Annotated in this window: 22 protein-coding genes, 1 tRNA gene and 1 pseudogene; 13 read left to right on the top strand and 11 right to left on the bottom strand. The window is 62.9% G+C overall.

From position 1 onward, the window contains the following. Nucleotides 1-5 precede the first annotated feature (5 nt). The 5 genes from APH28_RS06175 to APH28_RS06155 all read right to left on the bottom strand — a co-directional run bounded on the left by APH28_RS06175 (nucleotide 6) and on the right by APH28_RS06155 (nucleotide 3370). Nucleotides 6-626: a response regulator transcription factor gene (locus APH28_RS06175; RefSeq protein WP_060508093.1), complete on the bottom strand. Its 621-nt coding sequence runs from the start codon at nucleotides 624-626 to the stop codon at nucleotides 6-8. 282 nt (nucleotides 627-908) lie between these two features. Then, nucleotides 909-2240 carry a deoxyguanosinetriphosphate triphosphohydrolase gene (locus APH28_RS06170; RefSeq protein ID WP_060508092.1) on the bottom strand — a complete coding sequence of 444 codons (1332 nt, stop codon included), beginning with the start codon at nucleotides 2238-2240 and terminating at the stop codon, nucleotides 909-911. 105 nt (nucleotides 2241-2345) lie between these two features. Then, complete coding sequence (locus APH28_RS06165) at nucleotides 2346-2675, bottom strand: hypothetical protein (RefSeq protein WP_060508091.1); 330 nt, start codon at nucleotides 2673-2675, stop codon at nucleotides 2346-2348. After that, nucleotides 2672-3046, bottom strand: coding sequence for a phage holin family protein (locus APH28_RS06160; RefSeq protein ID WP_060508090.1), 375 nt, complete (start codon nucleotides 3044-3046; stop codon nucleotides 2672-2674). Before APH28_RS06160 ends, APH28_RS06165 begins: the two co-directional genes overlap by 4 nt. A gap of 9 nt (nucleotides 3047-3055) precedes the next feature. Next, nucleotides 3056-3370, bottom strand: coding sequence for a YqjD family protein (locus APH28_RS06155; RefSeq protein ID WP_060508089.1), 315 nt, complete (start codon nucleotides 3368-3370; stop codon nucleotides 3056-3058). Between the two features lie 315 nt (nucleotides 3371-3685). Between APH28_RS06155 and APH28_RS06150 the strand changes: the two genes are divergently transcribed. The 5 genes from APH28_RS06150 to APH28_RS06130 all read left to right on the top strand — a co-directional run bounded on the left by APH28_RS06150 (nucleotide 3686) and on the right by APH28_RS06130 (nucleotide 7064). Beyond that, nucleotides 3686-4894, top strand: coding sequence for an ammonium transporter (locus APH28_RS06150; protein ID WP_060508088.1), 1209 nt, complete (start codon nucleotides 3686-3688; stop codon nucleotides 4892-4894). Nucleotides 4895-4969: 75 nt separating this feature from the next. Then, nucleotides 4970-5209, top strand: coding sequence for a glutaredoxin family protein (locus APH28_RS06145; protein ID WP_060508087.1), 240 nt, complete (start codon nucleotides 4970-4972; stop codon nucleotides 5207-5209). 109 nt (nucleotides 5210-5318) lie between these two features. Further along, the gene (locus tag APH28_RS06140) at nucleotides 5319-5750 is read left to right on the top strand and encodes a D-Ala-D-Ala carboxypeptidase family metallohydrolase (protein ID WP_060508086.1); all 432 of its coding nucleotides are present in this window, start codon (nucleotides 5319-5321) and stop codon (nucleotides 5748-5750) included. Nucleotides 5751-5820: 70 nt separating this feature from the next. Further along, the gene (locus tag APH28_RS06135; RefSeq protein WP_060508085.1) at nucleotides 5821-6129 is read left to right on the top strand and encodes a hypothetical protein; all 309 of its coding nucleotides are present in this window, start codon (nucleotides 5821-5823) and stop codon (nucleotides 6127-6129) included. A 50-nt stretch (nucleotides 6130-6179) separates the two neighbouring features. After that, entirely contained in the window at nucleotides 6180-7064 is an 885-nt protein-coding gene (locus APH28_RS06130) for a pseudouridine synthase (RefSeq protein WP_060508084.1), read from the top strand. Nucleotides 7065-7127: 63 nt separating this feature from the next. On the opposite strand, the gene APH28_RS06125 is transcribed toward APH28_RS06130, so the two are convergent. Both APH28_RS06125 and acnA read right to left on the bottom strand, forming a co-directional pair. Further along, entirely contained in the window at nucleotides 7128-8693 is a 1566-nt protein-coding gene (locus APH28_RS06125) for a PAS domain-containing methyl-accepting chemotaxis protein (RefSeq protein WP_060508083.1), read from the bottom strand. A 300-nt stretch (nucleotides 8694-8993) separates the two neighbouring features. Continuing rightward, complete coding sequence (gene acnA / locus APH28_RS06120; protein ID WP_060508082.1) at nucleotides 8994-11735, bottom strand: aconitate hydratase AcnA; 2742 nt, start codon at nucleotides 11733-11735, stop codon at nucleotides 8994-8996. A 222-nt stretch (nucleotides 11736-11957) separates the two neighbouring features. On the opposite strand from acnA, the gene rlmM reads away from it, so the two are divergent. From rlmM to pdxB, 3 genes are all read left to right on the top strand, one after another. Next, the gene (gene rlmM / locus APH28_RS06115) at nucleotides 11958-13022 is read left to right on the top strand and encodes a 23S rRNA (cytidine(2498)-2'-O)-methyltransferase RlmM (RefSeq protein ID WP_060508081.1); all 1065 of its coding nucleotides are present in this window, start codon (nucleotides 11958-11960) and stop codon (nucleotides 13020-13022) included. Nucleotides 13023-13295: 273 nt separating this feature from the next. Next, nucleotides 13296-13538, top strand: coding sequence for a sulfurtransferase TusA (gene tusA, locus APH28_RS06110; protein WP_027919534.1), 243 nt, complete (start codon nucleotides 13296-13298; stop codon nucleotides 13536-13538). A gap of 60 nt (nucleotides 13539-13598) precedes the next feature. Next, nucleotides 13599-14741, top strand: coding sequence for a 4-phosphoerythronate dehydrogenase PdxB (gene pdxB / locus APH28_RS06105; RefSeq protein ID WP_060508080.1), 1143 nt, complete (start codon nucleotides 13599-13601; stop codon nucleotides 14739-14741). Between the two features lie 56 nt (nucleotides 14742-14797). Here pdxB and APH28_RS28830 read toward each other — a convergent pair whose 3' ends face one another. Further along, nucleotides 14798-14971, bottom strand: coding sequence for a PA1571 family protein (locus tag APH28_RS28830; RefSeq protein WP_177334224.1), 174 nt, complete (start codon nucleotides 14969-14971; stop codon nucleotides 14798-14800). Between the two features lie 203 nt (nucleotides 14972-15174). Between APH28_RS28830 and APH28_RS06100 the strand changes: the two genes are divergently transcribed. From APH28_RS06100 to APH28_RS29435, 3 genes and pseudogenes are all read left to right on the top strand, one after another. Further along, the gene (locus APH28_RS06100) at nucleotides 15175-16938 is read left to right on the top strand and encodes an ABC transporter transmembrane domain-containing protein (protein WP_060508079.1); all 1764 of its coding nucleotides are present in this window, start codon (nucleotides 15175-15177) and stop codon (nucleotides 16936-16938) included. A gap of 189 nt (nucleotides 16939-17127) precedes the next feature. Then, nucleotides 17128-17859 (top strand): annotated as a pseudogene (locus tag APH28_RS29440) (HAMP domain-containing protein); the annotation flags it as partial. A gap of 117 nt (nucleotides 17860-17976) precedes the next feature. Further along, on the top strand, nucleotides 17977-18744 hold the full coding sequence (locus APH28_RS29435) for a methyl-accepting chemotaxis protein (protein ID WP_371263065.1): 768 nt from the start codon (nucleotides 17977-17979) through the stop codon (nucleotides 18742-18744). A gap of 93 nt (nucleotides 18745-18837) precedes the next feature. Here the strand turns inward: APH28_RS29435 and APH28_RS06090 are convergent. Continuing rightward, a tRNA-Pro gene (locus APH28_RS06090) sits at nucleotides 18838-18914 on the bottom strand. A gap of 79 nt (nucleotides 18915-18993) precedes the next feature. After that, nucleotides 18994-19215 carry a YgdI/YgdR family lipoprotein gene (locus tag APH28_RS06085; RefSeq protein WP_027596642.1) on the bottom strand — a complete coding sequence of 74 codons (222 nt, stop codon included), beginning with the start codon at nucleotides 19213-19215 and terminating at the stop codon, nucleotides 18994-18996. Between the two features lie 168 nt (nucleotides 19216-19383). On the opposite strand from APH28_RS06085, the gene moaB reads away from it, so the two are divergent. Then, nucleotides 19384-19923: a molybdenum cofactor biosynthesis protein B gene (gene moaB / locus APH28_RS06080; RefSeq protein WP_060508077.1), complete on the top strand. Its 540-nt coding sequence runs from the start codon at nucleotides 19384-19386 to the stop codon at nucleotides 19921-19923. Then, nucleotides 19907-21133, top strand: a complete 1227-nt coding sequence (gene glp / locus APH28_RS06075; protein WP_060508076.1) for a gephyrin-like molybdotransferase Glp — start codon at nucleotides 19907-19909, stop codon at nucleotides 21131-21133. Before moaB ends, glp begins: the two co-directional genes overlap by 17 nt. Here the strand turns inward: glp and APH28_RS06070 are convergent. Then, complete coding sequence (locus APH28_RS06070) at nucleotides 21122-22369, bottom strand: glycosyltransferase family 4 protein (RefSeq protein ID WP_060508075.1); 1248 nt, start codon at nucleotides 22367-22369, stop codon at nucleotides 21122-21124. The genes glp and APH28_RS06070 overlap by 12 nt on opposite strands.

The raw sequence follows: 22369 nt of genomic DNA, 5'->3' as shown, positions 1-22369 counted from the left end.
AGACCTCAGACCAGCGCGTTGCGTTTGGCCATTTCAATCAGATCGACCAAGGAGTTGACCTGCAGTTTCTGCATGAGTCGCTTCTTGTAAGTGCTGACGGTCTTGTTGCTCAGAAACATCCCTTTGGCGATCTCCTGATTGCTGCGGCCTTGGGCAAAAAGTTGCAGGACCATCAGTTCCCTGTCGTTAACGAGTCGGAAAAGGCGCAGATCGGAATCCGCTGTTTCGTGGTTGCTGTGAATGGCCTGACTGGGGAAATAGTTATATCCAGCAAGCACGGCTTTGATCGCACTGAGCAGTTCGCTCAAATCCTCCTGCTTGCATACATAGCCTGCCGCGCCTGAGTGCATGCAACGGACGGCGAACAAGGCCGGGGACTGCGCGGTGAGGATCAGAACCTTCAGCGGCAGGGCCATGGCCTGGAAGCGCGACAGTACCTCCAAGCCGTCAAGCCTGGGGATGCTGATGTCCAGTATCACCAGTTCTGGCTGGGTTTCACGAATCAGCTGCATGGCATCCACGCCGTTGTCCGATTCGCCCACGACCTTGTAATTCTGGTTTTCAAGCAACATGCGAACAGCAAGGCGGATGACGGGATGGTCATCGACAATAAATACAGTATTCATGTTTAAGTTCCCTGCGGCGGATGGCGGAGGCAGGACGCACCTTACCCCAGTTGCAAGTCATCAGGGGCACGCGGCATGGAGATTCGCTATATATGGGAAACGGCTTACAGCTGAAGTCAAATTGGGCTACGAAGTGTAAGAATTTACTTCGCAGCCAACGGTGTTTTGGTAACTTTTTGTCTCCTGTTTAGTTGCTGTTTAGTCAGCTAGCGTTACTTGTAGGAAATTTCCGAACAGCAAGGAGCGCCGCTTGGCATTGCACCGGGCGACGCTGCCGTGTCTTCAGATGGGGCTGGAATGCCCGGTCATTTCCCGAGCCATTTCGCTGGCATAGCTGTCGGTCATGCCGGCGATGAAATCGATCATGCGCAGGAACGCCTTGTGCAGCGAGTCGCGTGGGTTGGGGGCGTTGTTGCCGATCAGGTCGAGCACACGCCGGCTCTTGAACGAAGGGGCACGCCCGCCGTGCTGCTCCAGGGCGGCACCACAGAACGTGTTGAGTAGAATTTCCAGCGTGGTGTAGGCGCCGATCTCATGCAGCGTCTTGCGTTTGTCCTGGAAAATCTTGTTGCGCGCCATGTCTTTGGCCTGCAATACGCAGCGCTTGGCCGGGCCGTGCATGTGCTCGACCAGGTCGCCGCTCAGGTGCCCGCTCAGCAGCGCCTGCTGCTGCTCGACAAAGGCGCGGGCAGCCGCGTTGGTCAGGTGTTCGATAGCTTTGCCACGCAGTATGGCCAGTTTGCGTCGACGGGAGTCGGCAGGGCCAAGCTGGCGATAGGTTTCCGGCAAGTCGTCGCCCACCAGGTCGAGCAACAGCGCCTCGACTTCGGCGTAATGCAGCAGCTCCATCTCCAGGCCGTCTTCCAGGTCGATCAAGGCGTAGCAGATGTCATCTGCCGCCTCCATCAGGTAGACCAGTGGGTGACGGGCCCAGCGCTGATCTTCGAGCAGCGGTAGACCGAGCTTGCGGGCAATCTGTTCGAGCAGTGGCAGTTCGCTCTGGTAGCAGCCGAATTTGTGCTTCTTGTACCCGAGGGCGTCGGCGTGCCGGGCTGTCCAAGGGTATTTGAGGTAAGTGCCAAGGGTGGCGTAGGTGAGCCGGGTACCACCATCGAACTGGTGGTATTCGAGCTGGGTGAGTACGCGAAAGCCTTGGGCGTTGCCCTCGAAGTTGAGGAAGTCGCCACGTTCGTCGTCACTCATGTCGTCCAGCCAGCCACGCCCGGCTGCCTGCTGGAACCAGTGGCGGATGGCATCTTCGCCGGAGTGGCCGAATGGCGGGTTGCCGATGTCGTGAGCCAGGCAGGCTGATTGCACGATCATGCCCAGGTCGCTGGGTTCGCACCAGTCGGGCAGGCTGCCGCGCAGTGTTTCACCCACGCGCATGCCCAGTGAGCGGCCTACGCAGCTGACCTCCAGGGAGTGGGTCAGGCGCGTGTGGATATGGTCGTTGCTGTAAACGGGATGGACCTGGGTCTTGCGCCCCAGGCGGCGGAAGGCCCCTGAGAAGATGATCCGGTCATGGTCTTTGTGGAAAGGGCTGCGGCCCAGTTCTTCGGCGCTGTAGAGGGCTTTGCCAAGGCGTTCGCGGGTGAGCAGGGTGTGCCAGTCCAAGGCGCGGTCTCCTGTCGATCGAAGGGTATAGCTTCCGGTGTCGTGAGCAGGCGTGCAAGGGGGAGATCGAAACCGGCCCTGTGGGACCAGGGCCGGTAAGGGCGTTCAGGGGCGCCGGTTGCCCTGCAGGTAGAGGCGCACCAGCGGCAGCAAGCTGGTGCCCAAGCGGACCAGGCGGCTCAGGTTGCCGCTGCGTACCCCTTTGCCGGTCAGGAAGCCCAGCGCGACGACGGCGCCAATGCCCCACAACGGCGCGTGCTTGATGCCCAACCCGTCGTGCAGCGAGCTGCCCATGCCGCGCAGCCGCTGCAGGGGCTGCAGCAACTGGCCGGACTCGTGGCGTATCTCCTGGCGGTGCATTTCCATGCGCAGGCGCAGCAGTGCCTTGCGCAATTCCCGTGGGTTGCGGGTATTCGGCAGTTCAGGCAGGTTCATGGCAACAGGCGCTCCCGGTCCTTGGCCAGTTCCTCGAGCGTCGCACCAAATGGCGATGACTCATCGAACACGGCAGCTTTGAGACGCAGCCCGCAGTACAGCGCCGCCAAGCCATAGAAGATGCACAGGCCGATGATACCGGCCAGGCGATAGCTGTCCCACAGCAGCACCAGCAACAAGCCCGACAACGCGGTCAGCAGCAGCAGTGCGAACACCAGTGCCAGGCCAGCGAACAGCAGCAGGCTGAGTGTGCGTCCTTTCTGCTCCTGCAGTTCGATGCCGAACAGTTCGATATGGCTGTGCAGCAGCCCCAGCAGCGCCGCGCCCAGGCGCTTGCCCGAGGCGCTGGTGCCTATGCTGTCATTCTCCATGAGAGCTCCTCAACGCCGATTGGCCAGCAGGCCGATCAGCAAGCCGACGCCTGCGGCAATACCAATGGCCTGCCAGGGGTTTTCCTGGACGTACTGTTCGGCGCTGCCCAGTGCGGCCTGGCCGCGCTCGCGCACTGAATCCTGGGTCAGTTGCAGGGTTTCGCGGGCTTGGGTCAGGCGGTCGTGGATCTGCTCGCGCAGCTCGTCGGCCTGATCGCCCGCCAGGTTGGCGGTATCGGCCAGCAGTTTCTCAGTATCACGGACCAAGGCCTGGAAGTCAGCCATCAGTATCTCTTGTGCAGTCTTTGCCGATTTGCTGGCCATTGAGCTCTCCCTGTGTAGGTGTGGTAGGTAGTTCGAGTGACGGGGTGCGTGGAAGGTTCACTAGCGGCGCTGGTATGACCCTTGCTATTGAGATTTGCCACAACGCGGGGCGTCCCCCGGTGCGGTGCGCCGAACCGGGGCGACGACCTTGGCGCATACCGATAAACCTTAACCCAATCCACGACAAACCCAAGAAAAAACCACGCAGGCTGCGCCCATTTCGGCAAAACAGGGTAGAAGCTGGCACCGATTCGGTGCAGGGATGCAGGTTCTTGAACTGTCCTGGTGCTTTCTTTCAGCAGGTCTGCCACTTACATGGAAAACATGCACAGCGCGATGGACTCTCTGGTCCACGGCTCCAATACCCTGTTCATCCTCATGGGCGCCATTCTGGTGCTCGCCATGCACGCCGGGTTCGCCTTCCTCGAAGTGGGCACCGTGCGCCACAAGAACCAAGTGAACGCGCTGTCGAAAATCCTCAGCGACTTCGCTATCTCTGCGCTGGTGTACTTCTTTATCGGCTACTGGATCGCCTATGGCGTGAATTTCTTGCAGCCTGCGTCGCAGCTGGCCATGGATCACGGCTATGCACTGGTCAAATGCTTTTTTCTGCTGACCTTCGCTGCGGCGATTCCCGCGATCATCTCGGGGGGGATCGCCGAACGCGCGCGGTTTGCACCGCAGCTGTGCGCCACGGCGCTGATCGTGGCGTTCATCTACCCTTTCTTCGAGGGCGTGGTGTGGAATGGCAATTTCGGCGTGCAGGCCTGGTTGCAGGCTCGTTTCGGTGCGCCATTCCATGACTTTGCCGGCTCGGTGGTGGTGCATGCCATGGGTGGCTGGCTGGCACTGGCGGCGGTACTGCTGCTGGGGGCTCGGCGTGGGCGTTATCGCGACGGTCGCCTGGTGGCCTTTGCGCCGTCGAGCATTCCGTTTCTGGCGCTGGGCTCGTGGATCCTGATCATCGGCTGGTTCGGCTTTAACGTGATGAGCGCCCAGACCCTGCAGGGGGTCAGCGGCCTGGTGGCGATCAACTCGCTGATGGCCATGGTCGGCGGTACCCTCGCGGCCTTGCTGGCCGGGCGCAACGACCCGGGCTTCCTGCACAACGGGCCGCTGGCCGGTTTGGTGGCGATCTGTGCCGGCTCCGATCTCATGCACCCCATCGGTGCGCTGGCCACCGGCTTGGTGGCAGGTGTGCTGTTCGTCTGGAGTTTCACCGCCGCGCAGAACCGCTGGAAGATCGACGATGTGCTTGGTGTCTGGCCGTTGCACGGTTTGTGTGGCCTGTGGGGAGGGATCGCCTGTGGGGTGTTTGGCCAGGCGGCACTGGGTGGCATAGGCGGGGTCAGCTTGATCAGCCAGCTGCTTGGCAGCCTGGCAGGGGTCTTGGTCGCTCTGGTCGGTGGTTTCGCCGTGTACGGCCTGATTCGGCAGGTGCATGGCCTGCGTTTGAGCCATGAACAGGAGTTTCAGGGCGCAGACCTGTCGTTGCACCGGATCGGTGCAACCAGCCAGGATTGAGCAGGGTCAGGTGCAGAGGGGGCAGGACAGACTTAGAATGAGTGCTTCCTACAGCCAAATCGGGTTTTGCCTCCCATGCTGCCTGAATGCCAACTCTTCGGTACCGTCGGGTGCCACTTGTGCGAAGTGGCCGAAGCCGTGCTGATGCCCTTTGTTGAACACGGCTTGCTGATCGAGTTGGTCGACATCGCCGATGACCAGGCGTTGTTCGAACGGTATGGATTGGTCATTCCGGTGTTGCGGCGCAGCGATACTGCGGCGGAGCTGCACTGGCCATTCGATGCCGAACAGGTAGTGGCCTTCCTTGCCCAGTGACGGGCAGCGGGAATGCTTGCCCTCGTGCATGGCCTACAGGCCAGAAATGATGATGTCGCACCGTTGAATGGTTCATCGGTACTTTTGCATCGTCGTCGAGAGCCTTGTCATGCTGATCACGCCACATTTCACCCTGCAAGAACTGATTACTTCGCAAATTGCTGCGAGGGAGGGGTTGGACAATACCCCGACGCCTGAAATCGTCAGTAATTTGCGCCTGCTTTGCCAGGTGCTTGAGCAGGCCCGGGGGTTGTTCGGTCGCCCCCTCATCGTTAGCAGCGGATATCGCAGCGCGCAGGTCAATGCGCGTGTCGGTGGGGCACGAGGCAGCCGGCATCTGGAGGGCCTGGCTGCGGACTTCACGATAATCGGCGTCGACAACCGGGAAGTGGTGCGGCGGATCAGCAACAGTGACCTGGCGTTCGACCAGTTGATCCTGGAGTACGACAGCTGGGTTCATCTGTCGGTATCGGCAGCCGCGCCGCGCCGTGAGGTACTGACCATTCGCAAGGGTTCGGGCTATCTGCCTGGCTTGCAATAGCATTCGAGCGATTGACGCAGTGGTGTCGCTCTTCGTATGCTGTATATAAATACAGTATCGAGGTGAAACCATGCTCAACGTCGAGCAACTCAAGTACAGCGTCAACCGCATGCCGGTGGAGCGGGTGTGCGACGCTGTGCTGGAATTGCGCCTCGAAGGCCTGGTCACCGATGACCGCACGCCATTCGGCAAGGTGCATTTCAACACCTGTTTTGCCGAGATCGAGGCCTTGTTCCAGCGTGCCGGTTACCACCGGGGGCTGGATGTCGTGGGTTACCAGGGCCTGGTCTATGCACTCTATGACCCCGGGCGTTGGGAGCCTGTGCAGGTACTGCGCTGGTTGAAGGCCTACAGCGAGGGGATGGTAGAGGCTGGTTGAGGCGTCTGGCTTGGGGGATAATGTTCAGCTTTGATTGCTCGAGCCCTGCCATGACCACGCCTTTCGACCCCGCCCACCAGCAAGCCAGCACGGTCTGCCTGCCGCCCGGCAACTGGGCGACCGTGCTCGATTGCTTGTGCGACCATTTCAAGGCCATCGAACGGGCGCAGTGGCTAGACCGCTTCGCGCGCGGTCGGGTACTTGACGCCCAGGGCAGGGCGATTGCCGCCGACTTGCCGTACCGTCGTGGCATGCGCCTGCACTATTTTCGCGAGGTGCCCAACGAGCGACCCATTCCGGTGCAGGAAACCCTCCTGCATGTGGATGAGCATCTGGTGGTGGCTGACAAACCGCACTTTTTGCCGGTGACACCCACCGGCGAGTACGTCGAGCAAACCCTGTTGCGCCGCCTGATCCGCCGCCTGGACAACCCGCATCTGGTGCCGTTGCACCGCATCGACCGGCACACCGCTGGGCTGGTGCTGTTCTCTGCCAATCCACACACGCGCAGCGCGTATCAACGGTTGTTCCCGGAGCGGCGTATCGACAAGCGCTATCAAGCAATCGCCGGTGCCTTGCCACAGCATGCTTTCCCGTTGGTGCACAAAAGTCGTCTGGTGCATGGCGAGCCGTTTTTCCGCATGCATGAAGTGGCAGGCGAAACCAACAGCGAGACCTTGGCTGAAGTGCTGGAACAGAATGGCGAGTTGTGGCGTTACGGCCTGTCGCCCGTAACGGGCAAGACCCACCAGCTGCGAGTACACATGGCGGCCCTGGGGGCGGGGATTTGCAATGATCCGTTCTACCCTGAATTGCTCAAGGAAGAAGATGATTACCAGCGGCCGTTGAAGCTGCTGGCGCAAAGCTTGCGATTTGCCGATCCATTGACCGGCGAGGAACGCTACTTCGAGAGCCGGCTGACGCTGGACTGGTAGTGCTCGCGGCCTTTCTGTGGGAGCGACGCGGGGCCGCTCCCACAGTGACTGCGCAGGCCAGAACTAGCGGTTGAACCGCTCCACCAGTGAATACTGGCTGCCGGCAGTGGTGGTCAGCTCTTCGCTGAGCAGCGCCGAGTGTTGCGCCTGCTCGGCTGTCTGGTCAGCCAGTTCGGCGATGGTGCTGATGTTGCGGCTGATCTCGTCGGCCACCGCAGTCTGCTCTTCGGTGGCGGCGGCAATCTGGGTTGCCATGTCGGTGATGTTGGCCACCGCTTCACTGATCCCGACCAGCGCCTGGTCGGCTTGCATGACGCGGTCCACGCCTTCCTGGGCTTGGCGGTGGCCGGTTTCCATGGTCAGCACGGCGTTGTTGGCGGTCTGTTGCAGCTTGGCGATCAGGCCGTGGATCTGCCCGGTCGATTCGGCGGTGCGCTGGGCCAGCTGACGTACCTCGTCGGCGACCACGGCGAAACCACGGCCCATCTCGCCGGCACGGGCTGCTTCGATGGCAGCGTTGAGCGCCAGCAGATTGGTCTGGTCGGCGATACCCTTGATCACATCGACCACGCCACCGATCTCGTCACTGTCCTTGGCCAGCTGGGTCACGGTCTGGCCAGTTTCGCCCACGGCGGTCGACAGGCGCTCGATGGCATCGCGGGTTTCCCCGGCGATCTGCCGGCCCTGGCTGGTCAGGCGGTTGGCTTCCTGGGTAGCGTCAGCGGTGCGCTGCACGTGGTTGGCCACTTCCTGCGTAGTGGCGGCCATCTGGTTGACAGCGGCGGCGACCTGTTCGGTCTCCACGCGCTGGCGCTCCAAGCCTGAAGAACTCTTGTGGGCCAAGGCATCGGACTGGCGCGCCTGGTCGCTGAGGTGCTCGGCGCTGTCCTGCAGGCGAGTCAGGCAGGTCTTCATGCGCGCGTCCTGGCTGAGCATGGCCATCTCCAGGCGTGCTTGCACCCCACGGCTGTCGGTGTACATCTGCGCGATCAGCGGGTCGGAGGTGGTCTGTTCGGCCAGGCGCAGCAGGCGCTTCAGGCCACGTTGCTGCCAGCTCAGGCCGAGCAGCCCGAGCGGTACCGACAAGCTGGCGGCCAGTGCGAAACCCCACGAGTGACCGAGCCAGTTGCCAATCAGGAAACCGACCTGGCTGATCAGGATGAACGGCAGCCAGTCCTGCAGCACGGGCAGCCAGCGATCGCGGCGCGGTATGGCGGTCTTGCCATCATTGATGCGCTGGTAAAGGGCTTCGGCGCGGCGGATCTGCTCGGCGGTAGGCTTGACCCGCACCGACTCGAAACCGACAACCTGGTTGTTTTCGAAAATCGGGGTGACGTAGGCGTTTACCCAATAGTGGTCGCCGGATTTGCAACGGTTCTTGACGATGCCCATCCACGGCAAGCCCTGCTTGAGGGTTTGCCACATATGGGCAAACACCGCAGTCGGCACATCGGGGTGGCGAACCAGGTTGTGGGGTGCACCATTCAGCTCTTCGCGGGTGAAACCGCTGATCTCGACGAATGCATCGTTGCAGTAGGTGATCACACCCTTGGCATTGGTGGTGGAGATCAACCGTTGTTGGGCAGGGAAAGTCCGTTCCCTCTGGGTAATCGGCTGGTTGTTACGCATGAGCTGAAGAGTCCGTAAGGCTTTCGACAGATATCGGCAAGCCACTGGTTTTATTGAATGGATATTTAATCTGCTTGATCTGGGGCAATTTGCTGCTCTTGCTGATGCGCTATGCGAACCTTGGGGTTTGCAGCAAATCGTCTATGTTTGTGACCAATTCGTGACAAATTGCGGGAATGATGACTTACGGGCCATTAAAGTGCTACTGCTAGGTGCCTGACGTTCTTTTTGTAGAGGCGCATAGATCGAGCGCCGCCCGCGCGGCGCTCGATCTCACAGACACTACAACTCCCAAGCCAATCAGCTGCGAATCATCTGCCGCAGGACGTAGTGCAAGATCCCGCCTGAATTGAAGTATTCCACTTCGTTGAGTGTGTCGATTCGGCACAGCACTTCGATCTGCTGCTGTTGCCCATCTTCGCGGGTAATACGCAGCGGCAGGGTCATGCCCGGCCTGATCTGCGCGCCGTCGAGCCCCAGCAGGTCGATCTGCTCCTTGCCAGTCAGCGCCAATTGCTTGCGATCCTGCCCGGCCTTGAACTGCAGCGGCAGCACGCCCATGCCCACGAGATTGGAGCGGTGGATGCGCTCGAAGCTCTCCGCCAGTACCGCCTTGACGCCCAGCAGGTTGGTGCCTTTGGCCGCCCAGTCGCGGCTTGAGCCGGTGCCATATTCCTGTCCGGCGATCACCACCAACGGTGTGCCTTCGGCCTGATAGCGCATGGCGGCATCATAGATCGACAGCTTCTCACCGCTGGGCACATGCACCGTATTGCCACCTTCTTCGCCGTCCAGCATCTCGTTGCGGATGCGGATGTTGGCGAAGGTGCCGCGCATCATGACCTCATGGTTGCCACGCCGCGAGCCGTAGGAGTTGAAGTCCCGTGGTTCGACGCCTTTGCTGCGCAAGTAGCGTCCGGCCGGGCTGTCAGCCTTGATGTTGCCGGCCGGGGAGATGTGGTCGGTGGTCACCGAGTCGCCGAGCAGGGCGAGGATACGTGCACCGTGGATGTCTTTGATCTCGGGCAGCGGCCCGCCGATGTCATCGAAGAACGGTGGGTGCTGGATGTAGGTGGAATCGTCCTGCCACACATAAGTCGCCGCCTGCGGTACTTCGATGGCCTGCCATTGCGCATCGCCAGCGAAGACCTCGGCGTATTCCTTGTGGAACATGGCGGTGTCGACCTTGGCCACGGCGTCGGCGATTTCCTGTTGGCTTGGCCAGATATCACGCAAGTACACCGGTTGGCCGTCCTTGCCGGTACCCAGTGCATCCTGGGACAGGTCGACGCGCACGCTGCCTGCCAGCGCGTAGGCTACCACCAAGGGCGGGGAGGCCAGCCAGTTGGTCTTGACCAACGGGTGCACGCGGCCTTCGAAGTTGCGATTGCCCGACAGCACCGAAGCCACCGTGAGGTCGGCACTGCCGATGGCTTTCTCGATAGCCTCGTCCAGGGGACCAGAGTTGCCGATGCAAGTGGTGCAGCCGTAGCCGACCAGGTCGAAGCCAAGCTGGTCGAGGTAGGGCGTAAGGCCTGCGGCCTTGTAATAGTCGGTGACTACCTTGGAACCGGGCGCCAACGAACTCTTGACCCAGGGTTTGCGCTGCAGGCCTTTTTCCAGGGCTTTTTTCGCCACCAGGCCGGCCGCCATCATCACGCTGGGGTTGGAGGTATTGGTGCACGAAGTGATCGCGGCGATCACAACGGCGCCGTCGCGCAGGGTGTAGGTCTGTCCGCCATGGCTGTAGTCGATTTCGCCAGCCTGGTCGGCGTTACCGACCGCCACGCCGCCGCCACCTTCACTCTCCAGGCGGCCAACTTCCTTGGCCAACGGTTTGGGCTGCAGCTCGATGAAGTGGTCGAACGCCTGGCTGACCTGGCCGAGAGCAACCCGGTCTTGTGGCCGCTTCGGCCCGGCCAGGCTGGCCTCGACGTCATCCATGTCCAGCGCCAGGGTGTCGCTGAACAGCGGTTCTTGCCCAGGCAGGCGCCACAGGCCCTGGGCCTTGCAATACTGTTCGACCAGTTGCACCGTTTCGCTGGGGCGGCCGGACAGGCGCAAATAGTCGAGGGTGACCTCATCGACCGGGAAGAAGCCACAAGTGGCGCCATACTCCGGTGCCATGTTGGCGATGGTCGCGCGGTCGGCCAACGGCAGATCGGCCAGGCCATCGCCGTAGAACTCGACGAATTTGCCCACCACGCCTTTCTTGCGCAGCATCTGCGTCACGGTAAGGACCAGGTCGGTGGCGGTGATGCCTTCGCGCAGCTTGCCGGTGAGCTTGAAACCGATCACTTCCGGGATCAGCATCGACACCGGCTGGCCGAGCATGGCCGCTTCGGCCTCGATGCCGCCCACGCCCCAGCCGAGCACGCCGAGGCCGTTGATCATGGTGGTGTGCGAGTCGGTGCCGACCAGAGTGTCCGGGAAGGCGTAGGTGCGGCCCTCGGCTTCGCGGGTCCAGACCGTGCGCCCGAGGTATTCCAGGTTGACCTGGTGGCAGATGCCGGTGCCTGGCGGTACCACACGGAAGTTGTCGAACGCGCTCTGGCCCCAGCGCAGGAAGGCGTAGCGCTCGCCATTGCGTTGCATCTCGATGTCGACGTTTTCGGTGAAGGCCTGTGGCGTGGCGTAGCGATCGACCATCACCGAGTGGTCGATCACCAGGTCCACTGGCGACAGCGGGTTGATCCGTTGCGGGTCGCCGCCGGCCTTGGCCATGGCGGCGCGCATGGCGGCAAGGTCGACCACCGCCGGCACACCCGTGAAATCCTGCATCAGTACCCGCGCCGGGCGGTACTGGATCTCGCGGTCGGAGCGGCGCTCCTGTAGCCAGGCGGAAAGGGCGCGCAGGTCGTCGCCGGTAACGGTCTTACCGTCTTCCCAGCGCAGCAGGTTTTCCAGCAGTACCTTGAGCGACAGGGGCAGGCGTTGCAGGTCGCCAAGCTGCTGGGCGGCTGCGGGGAGGCTGTAATAGTGGTAGGTGCGGTCAGCCACCTGGAGGGTCTTGAGGGTGTTCAGGCTATCGAGCGAGGGCATTGCCAACTCCTTTTGCGGCGGTGCCCGGCATGGCTGGTTATGGCCGGTGCCACCGCGCTGTTTCGGCCCGCACGGCACGGACCTGGCTGAAGGGTCAGGTTAGCCCCGTTTGGCGCCCCTGACTCTATTCTGGACCGGCGGGGCATGTTGCAGGTTCCGATCTTCCTTTATCATCGCCGCCCTGCCGGCGCCCGTGGTGCGCCAGCCGTAGTGGAGTGAGAGATGAATACCCTGTTCATGCATTGCCGGCCCGGTTTCGAGGGTGAGGTCTGCGCCGAGATCAGCGAACATGCCGCCCAGCTGGGTGTGACCGGCTATGCCAAGGGCAAGGCGCAGAGCGCTTGTGCCGAGTTCGTCTGTGCCGAGGCCGAAGGGGCCGAGCGCCTGATGGCCCAGCTGCGCTTCGCGCAACTGATTTTCCCGCGCCAGTGGGCCCGCGGCACTTATATCGAGCTGCCGGAGAGCGACCGCATCAGCGTGCTGCTGGCGCATCTGGCTGAACACGGGGTGTTTGGCAGCCTGTGGCTGGAAGTGCTGGACAGCAACGACGGCAAGGAACTGTCGACCTTCTGCCGCAAGTTCGAAGTGCCGTTGCGCAAGGCCCTGGAAAAGGCTGGCCGACTGGTCGACAACCCCAGCCTGCCGCGCCTGCTGCTGACCTTCATCAGCGGCCGCCGGGTGTTCGTCGGCATGGCTGAGGCGAACAACAGTGCGCTGTGGCCGATGGGCATCCCGCGCCTGAAATTCCCGCGTGAGGCCCCCAGCCGTTCGACCCTCAAGCTGGAGGAGGCGTGGCACCAGTTCATTCCGCGTGATCAGTGGGAACAGCGCCTGAATGATGACATGACCGGGGTCGACCTGGGGGCTTCGCCGGGTGGCTGGACTTACCAGCTGGTGCGCCGTGGCATGTTGGTTACGGCCATCGACAATGGGCCGATGGCCGAAAGCCTGATGGACACCGGTCTGGTACAGCACCTGATGGCCGATGGTTTCACCTGGCAGCCGAAGCAGCCGGTGGACTGGATGGTCTGCGATATCGTCGAGAAGCCGGCGCGTACTACCTCGCTGATCGAGACGTGGTTGGGTGAGGGGTTGTGCCGTGAAGCGATAGTCAACCTGAAGTTGCCGATGAAGCAGCGCTATGCCGAGGTGCGCCGCTTGCTGGATCGCATGGAGGCGACGTTCAAGGCGCGTAAGGTCAAGGTGTCGATTGTCTGCAAGCAGCTGTATCACGACCGCGAGGAAGTGACTTGCCACCTGCGCAGGCTGGACTTGAAACAACGCTGACATCCGCCGTTGCCGTTGATCTTGTTTTTGCTTTTGCTTCTAAGCGCGCGGTAGTTCGGCCTCCTGAAGTCGCACTCAGCGTCGCCTGAACTACCGCGCGCTTAGAAGCAAGATCAACGGCAACGGCAACGGCAACGGCAACGGCAACGGCAACGGCAACGGCAACGGCAACGGCAACGGCAACGGCAACGGCAGTCAGAGCTGGCGCTCATGAATGGCTATTGGTCCTTGTGGCGCGATGCGCCACAATAGCGATCATTTGCGGAGCCCCCCATGACTGATTTCACCCCCGATGCGATCCTCGACGCCACCGGCCTGAACTGCCCGGAGCCGGTGATGATGCTGCACCAGCACGTGCGCAACCTGGCCGCAGGCGGCCTGCTCAAGGTCATCGCCACCGACCCGTCGACCCGCCGTGACATCCCCAAGTTCTGCAATTTCCTCGGCCACGAATTGCTGCAGCAGCAGGAAGAGGCCGGTACCTACCTGTACTGGATCCGCAAGAAAGCCGACTGAACCGCGCTGGAACACACCTCGCGTAGCGCCTACACTGCGCTCCCCAGACAGGAGAGCGCCATGCTGATAGTTGCCGACGAGAATATCCCGCTGCTCGATGCCTTCTTCGAAGGCTTCGGCGAGATCCGCCGTTATCCCGGCCGCAGCCTCGACGCCGCCAGCGTCAAGGACGCCGATGTGCTGCTGGTGCGCTCGGTGACCAAGGTCGACCGGCAACTGCTCAAAGGCAGCAAGGTGCGCTTCGTGGGCACCTGCACCATCGGCACCGACCACCTTGACCTGGACTACTTCGCCGAAGCCGGTATCCACTGGAGCAGCGCGCCGGGCTGCAATGCCCGTGGCGTGGTCGATTACGTGCTCGGTAGCCTGCTGACCCTGGCTGACCTGGACGGCGTGGCACTGGCGCAACGCACCTACGGTGTGGTGGGCGCCGGCGAGGTCGGTGGCCGCCTGGTGCGCGTGCTCAATGGCCTGGGCTGGAAGGTGCTGGTCTGCGACCCGCAGCGCCAGGCCGCAGAGGGCGGTGACTATGTCAGCTTGGCGACGGTCCTAGAACAGTGCGACGTGATCAGCCTGCACACCCCGCTGCAGCGCGGCGGTGAGCATCCGACCTGGCACCTGCTCGGCGCCGCACAGCTGGCGCAACTGCGCCCCGGTGCCTGGCTGATCAACGCCAGCCGTGGGCCGGTGGTGGACAACGCGGCGCTGCGTGAGCTGCTGCTGGATCGTGAAGACGTGCACGCGGTGCTCGATGTCTGGGAAGGCGAGCCGCAGGTCGACCTGCAACTGGCCGACCTGTGCACCCTGGCCACGCCGCACATCGCCGGCTACAGCCTGGATGGCCGCCAGCGCGGCACAGCGCAGATCTATCAGGCTTTGTGCCGCTACCTGGGAGAGGCCGAAAAGGTACAGCTGGCCGACCTGCTGCCACCGCCGCCGTTGGCGCACATCGAACTGGATGGCGCTGCGGAACCTGCCTGGGCCCTGGCAACGCTGTGCCGGGCGGTGTATGACCCCCGGCGTGACGATGCCGATTTCCGTCGCAGCCTGAGTGACGATGTGGCTGAACAGCGGGCGGCGTTCGATCAGTTGCGCAAGCAATACCCACCGCGGCGGGAGATTGAAGGATTGGCGGTACGCGTCAGGGGCGAGGCACCGCAGTTGGCGCAGATTATCAGCGCCCTGGGTGGCGTGCTGGCCTGATTACGGGCCCGCAATAAAAAACCCGGCATAAAGCCGGGTTTCAAAAGATTCATGCTTCAGCCGTGGCGAACTTTCTTCACGCGGCTGTCTTCCAGGGCCTTGCAGGCCTGCTGGATCATCTGCTCGGTGATCTCGACCTCGCGGCCCTGAGCGTCGATGATCGAACCACAGGCCTTGGGTTGTGGTTTGCTCTGGGTTTTCACCGTGTCGCTGCCATGTTGCAAGCTCATTGAATATCTCCTCATCAGGTTCTGGCTCAGGTTAAACCTGTGCCATGAATGGCCTGTTACAAAAAGTTATCGGGCACCAAGGCCTGCACAGTCCACCAGAAAGCTCGGCAAAGCTCCAGAGGCCTGTTAGAACGATGGGCTATAGGCACTGCCAGCATGGATGAATGGTAGTCTTCAATCTCCTTGCAATTCTGGTTCACGCCATGCCCGATCCGGCTTCTTCCCGCCAGCGCCGCGCCCTGCGCCTGGCCTGGCAGTTCATGCGTCCCTACCGCCGGCAGGCGCTGCTGGCCTTGCTGGCGCTGGTGGTCACCGCTGGCATCACTTTGTCCATGGGCCAGGGCATCCGTTTGTTGGTCGACCAAGGCTTCATGACCCGCTCGGCGCACCAGCTGAACCAGACCATCGGCCTGTTCCTGGTGCTGGTACTGGCCCTGGCAGCGGGTACGTTCAGCCGCTTTTACCTGGTGTCGTGGATCGGCGAACGCTGCGTTGCCGATATCCGCCGCGCGGTCTTCGATCATCTGGTGGGCTTGCACCCAGGCTTTTTCGAGGACAACCGCAGCTCTGAAATCCAGTCACGGCTGACCGCCGACACCACCTTGTTGCAATCGGTGATCGGCTCGTCGCTGTCGATGTTCCTGCGCAATGCACTGATGGTGATCGGTGGCGTGGTACTGCTGTTCATCACCAACCCCAAGCTCACCAGCATCGTGGTGGTGGCGTTGCCACTGGTGCTGGCGCCGATCCTGCTGTTTGGCCGGCGGGTGCGCAGCCTGTCGCGGCAGAGCCAGGACCGGGTAGCCGACGTGGGCAGCTATGTGGCCGAGACCCTAGGGCAGATCAAGACCGTGCAGGCCTACAACCACCAGGCACGCGACCGCGAGCTGTTCGCCGATACGGTGGAAGCCGCGTTTGCCGTGGCCCGGCAACGTATCGCCCAGCGCGCCTGGCTGATCACCCTGGTGATCGTGCTGGTGCTGGGTGCGGTCGGGGTGATGCTGTGGGTGGGCGGCATGGATGTGATCGCCGGGCGCATTTCCGCAGGGGAGCTGGCAGCGTTCGTGTTCTACAGCCTGATCGTCGGCAGTGCCTTCGGCACCCTCAGTGAAGTGATCGGCGAGTTGCAGCGTGCCGCCGGGGCCGCCGAGCGCGTTGCCGAGCTGTTGGCAGCGAACAGTACGATCCTGGTTCCCGAGGCCCCAGTGACGCTGGCACAGCAGCGGGCCAGTGGCCGCATCGAACTGCAGCAGCTGACCTTCGCCTATCCCTCGCGGCCATCGGTGGCTGCCATCGATCGCCTCAGCCTGACCATCGAGCCGGGCCAGACTGTCGCATTGGTAGGGCCGTCGGGGGCGGGCAAGTCGACGTTGTTCGACCTGCTGTTGCGTTTCTACGATCCACAGCAGGGGCGCATCCTGCTCGATGGCCAACCGATCACGGCGCTGGCCCTGAACCACCTGCGCGGCCAGTTCGCCTTGGTGGCGCAGAACCCATCACTGTTCCGCGGCACGGTCGAGGCCAACATCCGCTACGGTCGGCCCGAGGCGACCCTCGCCGATGTCGAGTCGGCAGCCCATGGCGCCCATGCCGACGCGTTCATCCGGCAACTGCCACAGGGTTACCAGACGCCGTTGGGCGAGGGTGGCGTCGGCCTTTCCGGTGGCCAGAAGCAGCGCCTGGCAATCGCCAGGGCGCTGCTGGTAGATGCGCCAATCCTGCTGCTCGACGAAGCCACCAGTGCCCTCGATGCGCAAAGCGAGCACCTGATCCAAGAGGCGCTGCCGAGCCTGATGGCCGGCCGTACCACGCTGGTCATCGCTCACCGCCTGGCCACGGTGCAGCACGCCGACCGCATTGCGTTGATCGACAAGGGGCGTGTGATCGCGGTCGGCACGCACCGGCAGTTGATCGAGGAAAGCCCGTTGTATGCGCGCCTGGCCGAATTGCAGTTCACCACGGGCTAGCTGTCGCGCGGCTGTAACATTTATGTAGCAATTGCCTGAGAGTATTGTGTTCAACTGTTGCGTAAGTGCTCGACCTGGCTGCTATCGATTGATGGCAGCTTTTTTTTGGCCAGCGAACGAGGACAAGGATGTCTGTCGCGGCGCTGCAACGGCGCGCCGTTTCCTTATTCCTTGTTCCCGAGATCCGCGATGTTGCGTAAATCACTCCGAGTGCAATTTCTCACCCTGCTCGGCGGCAGCTTGGCGGCGATGCTGCTGATCGCCCTGGTGTGCTTCCAGTTCCTGTCCTCCAGCGTCCGTGGCTATGGCGAACTGGTGGACGGGCCGCTGCGGGCTTCGCAACTGATCGATGAAGCCAACCTGCAATTCAAGATTCAGGTGCAGGAATGGAAGAACGTGCTGCTGCGTGGCCGCCAGCCAGCCGAGCTGGACAAGTACTGGCAGCAGTTCCAGGCCCGGGAGCAGCAGGTTCAGCAACTGCTCGGTCAACTGATCGACAGCAGCGATGTCAAGCTCAAAGCACCGCTGCAGCAGCTGCGTGAGAGCCACCGCCAACTCGGCCAGGCCTACGAACAAGGGCGTCTGGCATTCCTGGCGGCGGGGGGCGACCCGGTCGCTGGCGACCAGGCGGTAAAGGGCGTGGATCGTGCTGCCAGCGAGCAGATGAGCGCACTGGTCGAGCAATTGCGCGCCGAAGCGCGTGATCGTGCTGCCCAGATCAATGCCGCTGCAGAACGCACCGTGTGGTTAGGCGTGTTGGTGATGCTGGGCTCGGCATTGCTGGTTGGCTTGCTCAGCCTGTGGCTGCTCAACCGCAGCCTGATCGAGCCGATCCGCCAACTGATCGAATACGTTGCGCAGCTTAGCCAGGGGCGCTTCGCCGCCCGCGTCGACAGCCGCCGTGAGGACGAACTGGGCCGCCTGGCGCGTGCCGCCAACACCTTGCGTGATTTTCTTGCCGAGACCGTTGGCCGGCTGAAGGACAACGCCCAGGAACTGGAAGGTGCCAGTGGCCAGTTGCGCACTATCGCCGGTGACATGGCCCGTGGCACGCACGATCAGTTCCAGCGTACCGATCAGGTGGCCACGGCCATGCACGAAATGTCCGCCACTGCCCAGGAAGTGGCCCGTCACGCCGCGCAGGCCGCACACGCCGCTGACGATGCCGACCAGAGTGCGCAGGCGGGCGAGCAGGTAATGCAGCAGACCATCGACATCATCGGCGTGGTCAACCGAGAGATCGCCGGCACTGCCGCCGTGATTCGCGACCTGGAAAATGACAGCTCACGCATCGGCAAGGTGCTGGAAGTGATCCGCGGTATCGCCGAGCAGACCAACCTGCTGGCGCTCAATGCCGCCATCGAGGCGGCGCGCGCCGGTGAAGCCGGGCGCGGCTTTGCCGTGGTCGCCGACGAAGTGCGCAGCCTGGCCCAGCGCACGGCGGCGTCGATCGCCGAGATTCAGCAGATCATCGAAGCCGTGCAGTCGGGCGCGGTGGAAGCAGTCAAGGCCATCGAGAGCGGCCAGCAGCGCAGCGAGGAGGGTGCCGAGCAGGTGCAGCAGGCCGGGCAGATGCTGCAGCGCATCACCTTGGCGGTGGAGGCGATCCGCGACATGAACCGGCAGATCGCCACGGCGGCCGAAGAGCAGACCAGCGTCGCCGAAGACATTTCGCGCAACCTGATTGAAATCACCCGGATTGCCACCGCCAACCAGGAGGCGGTGCAGCATACCGAGCAGGCGGGGCAGCGCCTGCATGGGCTGTCGGGGCAGTTGGGTGAGGTCACCTCGCGCCTGACCGCTTGATGGTTTGCATGGGCTGCGAAGTGGGCAGTACCGGAAATACAGTTTTCAGGCCCAACAAAAAGCCCGCACAAAGCGGGCTTCTTGTAGAGATTTTGGTCGGAGAGACAGGATTCGAACCTGCGGCCTTCTCGTCCCGAACGAGACGCGCTACCTGGCTGCGCTACACTCCGATGAACAAAATCCTACTGCATGGATTTTTCAGGCGCAAGCCCTTGCAGTTCAAGGGCGAGCGCCAATAAAGCGTGCGGGTCAGAGCTCCTTGACGGTGCGGATCTGGTCCTTGTTCAGGCGCGTGCGCTTGCCGTCGAGCTGTTCGAATTCGTAGAAACCGGAGTCCTCGTCAAAAGAGGGGGTATCCACTGCCTGGATTTCGCGGCCGTCGTTCAGGGTGATCACGGTCGGCGATGCACAGCCGGCGAGGGCGCCAAGGCCCAGGGCGAGCAGAAAGGCGGGAAGGGTCCGTTGAATCATCGTGTTTCTCCAGTGCGATGGTGCTAGATGACGTTATGACGCAGGGCGTCCGCGCAAGTTCCTTTTACATTCCAGCATAGCGGCAAGCCGGGGATATTGACCTGTGCCTGCCTGCACTGCCGCCTGTGATATAACTGCGCCCATTCCCTTTTATTGCGACGGACACCCATGAAAGCCAAGGCCGATACCCCCTTCGTGGCGCTGAACATTGCCGTGCTCACGGTCAGCGACACCCGTACCTTCGAAACCGACACCTCCGGGCAGACCTTCGTCGACCGCCTTACCGCCGCTGGTCACACGCTGGCAGCACGGGTGCTGCTCAAGGACGACTTGTACAAGATCCGCGCCCAGGTCGCGACCTGGATCGCCGACGACAATGTGCAGGTCGTGCTGATTACCGGAGGCACGGGATTTACCGGCCGTGACAGCACGCCTGAGGCAGTCGCCTGCTTGCTGGACAAGCAAGTCGAGGGCTTCGGCGAACTGTTCCGGCAGATTTCCGTGGCTGATATCGGTACCTCCACCGTGCAGTCGCGCGCCTTGGCTGGCCTGGCCAACGGCACCCTGGTGTGCTGCCTGCCCGGCTCGACCAATGCCGTGCGCACCGGTTGGGACGGCATCCTCGCCGAGCAACTGGATGCCCGCCACCGGCCGTGCAACTTCGTTGCCCACCTGAAGCAGGCAGCGGCCTGTGACAGCCGTGGCTGAGGCGCCGGCTGCCCGGCCACTGATGGCGGTGGAAGAGGCCCTGGAGCGCCTGCTGGCACTGGCCGAGGCCGCACCGATCAAGGAAATCGAACGTGTCTCGCTGGCCGAAGCCGAAGGCCGTGTGCTGGCCACCGAGCTGGTGGCCACGCTTGACCTGCCGCCGTGGCCGAACAGCGCCATGGACGGTTATGCCTTGCGCCTTGCCGACCTCAAGGGCGAGCCGTTGCCGGTCAGCCAGCGGATTTTCGCCGGGCATGCGTCCGAGGCTCTGCAGCCCGGCACCTGTGCACGGATCTTCACCGGTGCGCCGATGCCGGCAGGTGCCGACTGCGTCGAGATGCAGGAAAACACCGAGGTGCTGGAAGATGGTCGGGTACGCTTCCTCAAAGCGCTGGCGCTTGATCAGAACGTTCGCCCACAGGGCCAGGAAACCCGCAAGGGTGAGCAGGTAATGGTCGCGGGCACGCGGCTTGGGCCCATCGAGCTGGGCCTGGCGGCGACCCTGGGGCATGCCGAGCTGAACGTGGTGCGGCGGGTGCGGGTGGCAGTGCTGTCCACTGGCGATGAGCTGGTCGAGCCTGGCCTGCCACTGGGCCCGGGGCAGATCTACAACAGCAACCGGCGCCTGCTGGTCAGCTGGTTGCAGCGGCTGGGCTGTGAAGTGCGCGACATGGGCATCCTTCCCGATGACCTTGAGCGTACCCGCGAGTGCCTGGGCAGCCTGGGCGATGTCGACTTGATCCTGTCCACCGGCGGCGTTTCCGTAGGTGAAGCCGACTACCTCGGCGCCGCCCTGCGCGAGGCGGGCGAGTTAGCGTTGTGGAAGCTGGCGATCAAGCCCGGCAAGCCGTTGACCTTCGGGCATTACCGTGGAGTGCCGGTGATCGGCCTGCCCGGCAACCCGGCGTCGACCCTGGTCACCTTCGGCCTGCTGACGCGGCCCTACCTGCTGCGCCGCCAGGGTGTGGCCGATGTCACCCCGCTGCGCTTCGATGTGCCTGCCGGGTTCCAATGGACCAAGGCCGGTACCCGCCGCGAGTACCTGCGCGCGCGTATCGACAATGGCCAGGTGCGCATCTACAAGAACCAGAGTTCCGGCGTGCTGCGCAGCGCGGCGTGGGCCGAGGGGCTGGTGGAAGTGCGTGAAGGCAGCACTCCGCAACCGGGTGACAGCGTGCCGTTCATACCGTTTAGCGAACTACTCGGCTGAGCGCCCGAGCCAGGCGCCACGGCCTTGCGTGGCGTCGGCCGGTGCCGACTGGGTGAGGCGCATGTGCACCGTCTCCAGCTGCTGGGCGGCCACGCTCCAGTCGTGGCGGTTGCGGGCAAACTGGCGGCCGGCCTCGCTCAGCTGGCACATGCGCCATGGCTGGTTGAGCAATTGCGTGATCAGCAGCGCCAACTGGTCACCGTCATCACTGCCCAGGTAATGCTCGCTGTTGTTGGCGGCCAGGCTTGATATACCTTTGTTGGTGCTGATCACCGGCAGCCCGGCGGCCATGGCTTCGAGGATCTTCACCTTGGAGCCACCGGCATAGCGCAACGGTGCGAAGAACAGTGCAGAACGGCGTTGCAGCTCGCGCAGGTCGGGGCGATAGCCAACCCACTCGATACGCGGGTCGTTCCAGCGCAGTTTCCAGCTGACCGGCAAGGCATGCCCGGCGATGGCCAGGCGTACCGCCGGATTGCTCATCCACACCTGTGGCAGGATTTCTTCCAAGGCCCATTCGATGGCCTCGACGTTGGCGGCGTACTCGAAATTGCCAACGAACAGCAGGCGCTGGCTGTGCAGGGCCGGGTGGACGTTCTGGTAGTAGTCGCAATCGACGCCATTGACCACCACGTTGACCGGGCGGCCGCTTACCTGGCTGATCAGATCGGCATCGTGTGGGCTTACGGCCACCACCTCGGTGGGCTGGCGCAGCACGCGCTGTTCCCAGCGCCGATAACGCCAGCGGTCGAAGGCGTTGAGCGGGCGCAGCCACAGCGGCAGGCGGTCATGGCAGGCGGCGCCGGTGACGGACTCCAGGTTGTGTTCGCTGAGCATGTAGGGCAGCTCGCGTGCCTGCAGCGCTTTTTCGAAAGGCTGGAAGCTGTAGCTGTGTTCGATCTGGATGACATCCCATGGCTCGTCCAGCAGTTGCTCGAACTGATGGCGCAAGCCAGGGGCGAGGCCGTTGATGATGGCCCGCATCGGGTAATCGATGATCGGTGAGGCGAACAGGTTGAGCGGACTGTGCAGCGGACGCCTGGGCAGCACGATCAGGCGTTCGAGCAAGGGTTCGAGGGCTTCGCGGGCGGCATCGCATAACGGGATTTTCGACTGCACCAGCAAGGTGATCCGGTGGCCCTGCTGCGCGAGCGCGCGCAGCAGGTGGTATTGCCGGGTCTTGCTGCCACTGGTGGTGGGCCAAGGCAGGTAGGGCAGTGTCCAGAGAATGCGCAT

This window comes from Pseudomonas sp. NBRC 111124, assembly GCF_001320245.1.
Classification (GTDB): domain Bacteria; phylum Pseudomonadota; class Gammaproteobacteria; order Pseudomonadales; family Pseudomonadaceae; genus Aquipseudomonas.
This window is presented reverse-complemented; position numbering and strand designations above follow the sequence as displayed.

What these genes read in the sequence shown, in the direction of transcription:
- APH28_RS06175 (WP_060508093.1), bottom strand. Translation starts at nt 626, where the DNA reads ATGAATACTGTATTTATTGTCGATGACCATCCCGTCATCCGCCTTGCT.
- APH28_RS06165 (WP_060508091.1), bottom strand. Translation starts at nt 2,675, where the DNA reads ATGAACCTGCCTGAACTGCCGAATACCCGCAACCCACGGGAATTGCGC.
- APH28_RS06160 (WP_060508090.1), bottom strand. Translation starts at nt 3,046, where the DNA reads ATGGAGAATGACAGCATAGGCACCAGCGCCTCGGGCAAGCGCCTGGGC.
- APH28_RS06155 (WP_060508089.1), bottom strand. Translation starts at nt 3,370, where the DNA reads ATGGCCAGCAAATCGGCAAAGACTGCACAAGAGATACTGATGGCTGAC.
- APH28_RS06150 (WP_060508088.1), top strand. Translation starts at nt 3,686, where the DNA reads ATGGAAAACATGCACAGCGCGATGGACTCTCTGGTCCACGGCTCCAAT.
- APH28_RS06145 (WP_060508087.1), top strand. Translation starts at nt 4,970, where the DNA reads ATGCTGCCTGAATGCCAACTCTTCGGTACCGTCGGGTGCCACTTGTGC.
- APH28_RS06140 (WP_060508086.1), top strand. Translation starts at nt 5,319, where the DNA reads ATGCTGATCACGCCACATTTCACCCTGCAAGAACTGATTACTTCGCAA.
- APH28_RS06135 (WP_060508085.1), top strand. Translation starts at nt 5,821, where the DNA reads ATGCTCAACGTCGAGCAACTCAAGTACAGCGTCAACCGCATGCCGGTG.
- APH28_RS06130 (WP_060508084.1), top strand. Translation starts at nt 6,180, where the DNA reads ATGACCACGCCTTTCGACCCCGCCCACCAGCAAGCCAGCACGGTCTGC.
- APH28_RS06125 (WP_060508083.1), bottom strand. Translation starts at nt 8,693, where the DNA reads ATGCGTAACAACCAGCCGATTACCCAGAGGGAACGGACTTTCCCTGCC.
- acnA (WP_060508082.1), bottom strand. Translation starts at nt 11,735, where the DNA reads ATGCCCTCGCTCGATAGCCTGAACACCCTCAAGACCCTCCAGGTGGCT.
- rlmM (WP_060508081.1), top strand. Translation starts at nt 11,958, where the DNA reads ATGAATACCCTGTTCATGCATTGCCGGCCCGGTTTCGAGGGTGAGGTC.
- tusA (WP_027919534.1), top strand. Translation starts at nt 13,296, where the DNA reads ATGACTGATTTCACCCCCGATGCGATCCTCGACGCCACCGGCCTGAAC.
- pdxB (WP_060508080.1), top strand. Translation starts at nt 13,599, where the DNA reads ATGCTGATAGTTGCCGACGAGAATATCCCGCTGCTCGATGCCTTCTTC.
- APH28_RS28830 (WP_177334224.1), bottom strand. Translation starts at nt 14,971, where the DNA reads ATGAGCTTGCAACATGGCAGCGACACGGTGAAAACCCAGAGCAAACCA.
- APH28_RS06100 (WP_060508079.1), top strand. Translation starts at nt 15,175, where the DNA reads ATGCCCGATCCGGCTTCTTCCCGCCAGCGCCGCGCCCTGCGCCTGGCC.
- APH28_RS29435 (WP_371263065.1), top strand. Translation starts at nt 17,977, where the DNA reads ATGGCCCGTGGCACGCACGATCAGTTCCAGCGTACCGATCAGGTGGCC.
- APH28_RS06085 (WP_027596642.1), bottom strand. Translation starts at nt 19,215, where the DNA reads ATGATTCAACGGACCCTTCCCGCCTTTCTGCTCGCCCTGGGCCTTGGC.
- moaB (WP_060508077.1), top strand. Translation starts at nt 19,384, where the DNA reads ATGAAAGCCAAGGCCGATACCCCCTTCGTGGCGCTGAACATTGCCGTG.
- APH28_RS06070 (WP_060508075.1), bottom strand. Translation starts at nt 22,369, where the DNA reads ATGCGCATTCTCTGGACACTGCCCTACCTGCCTTGGCCCACCACCAGT.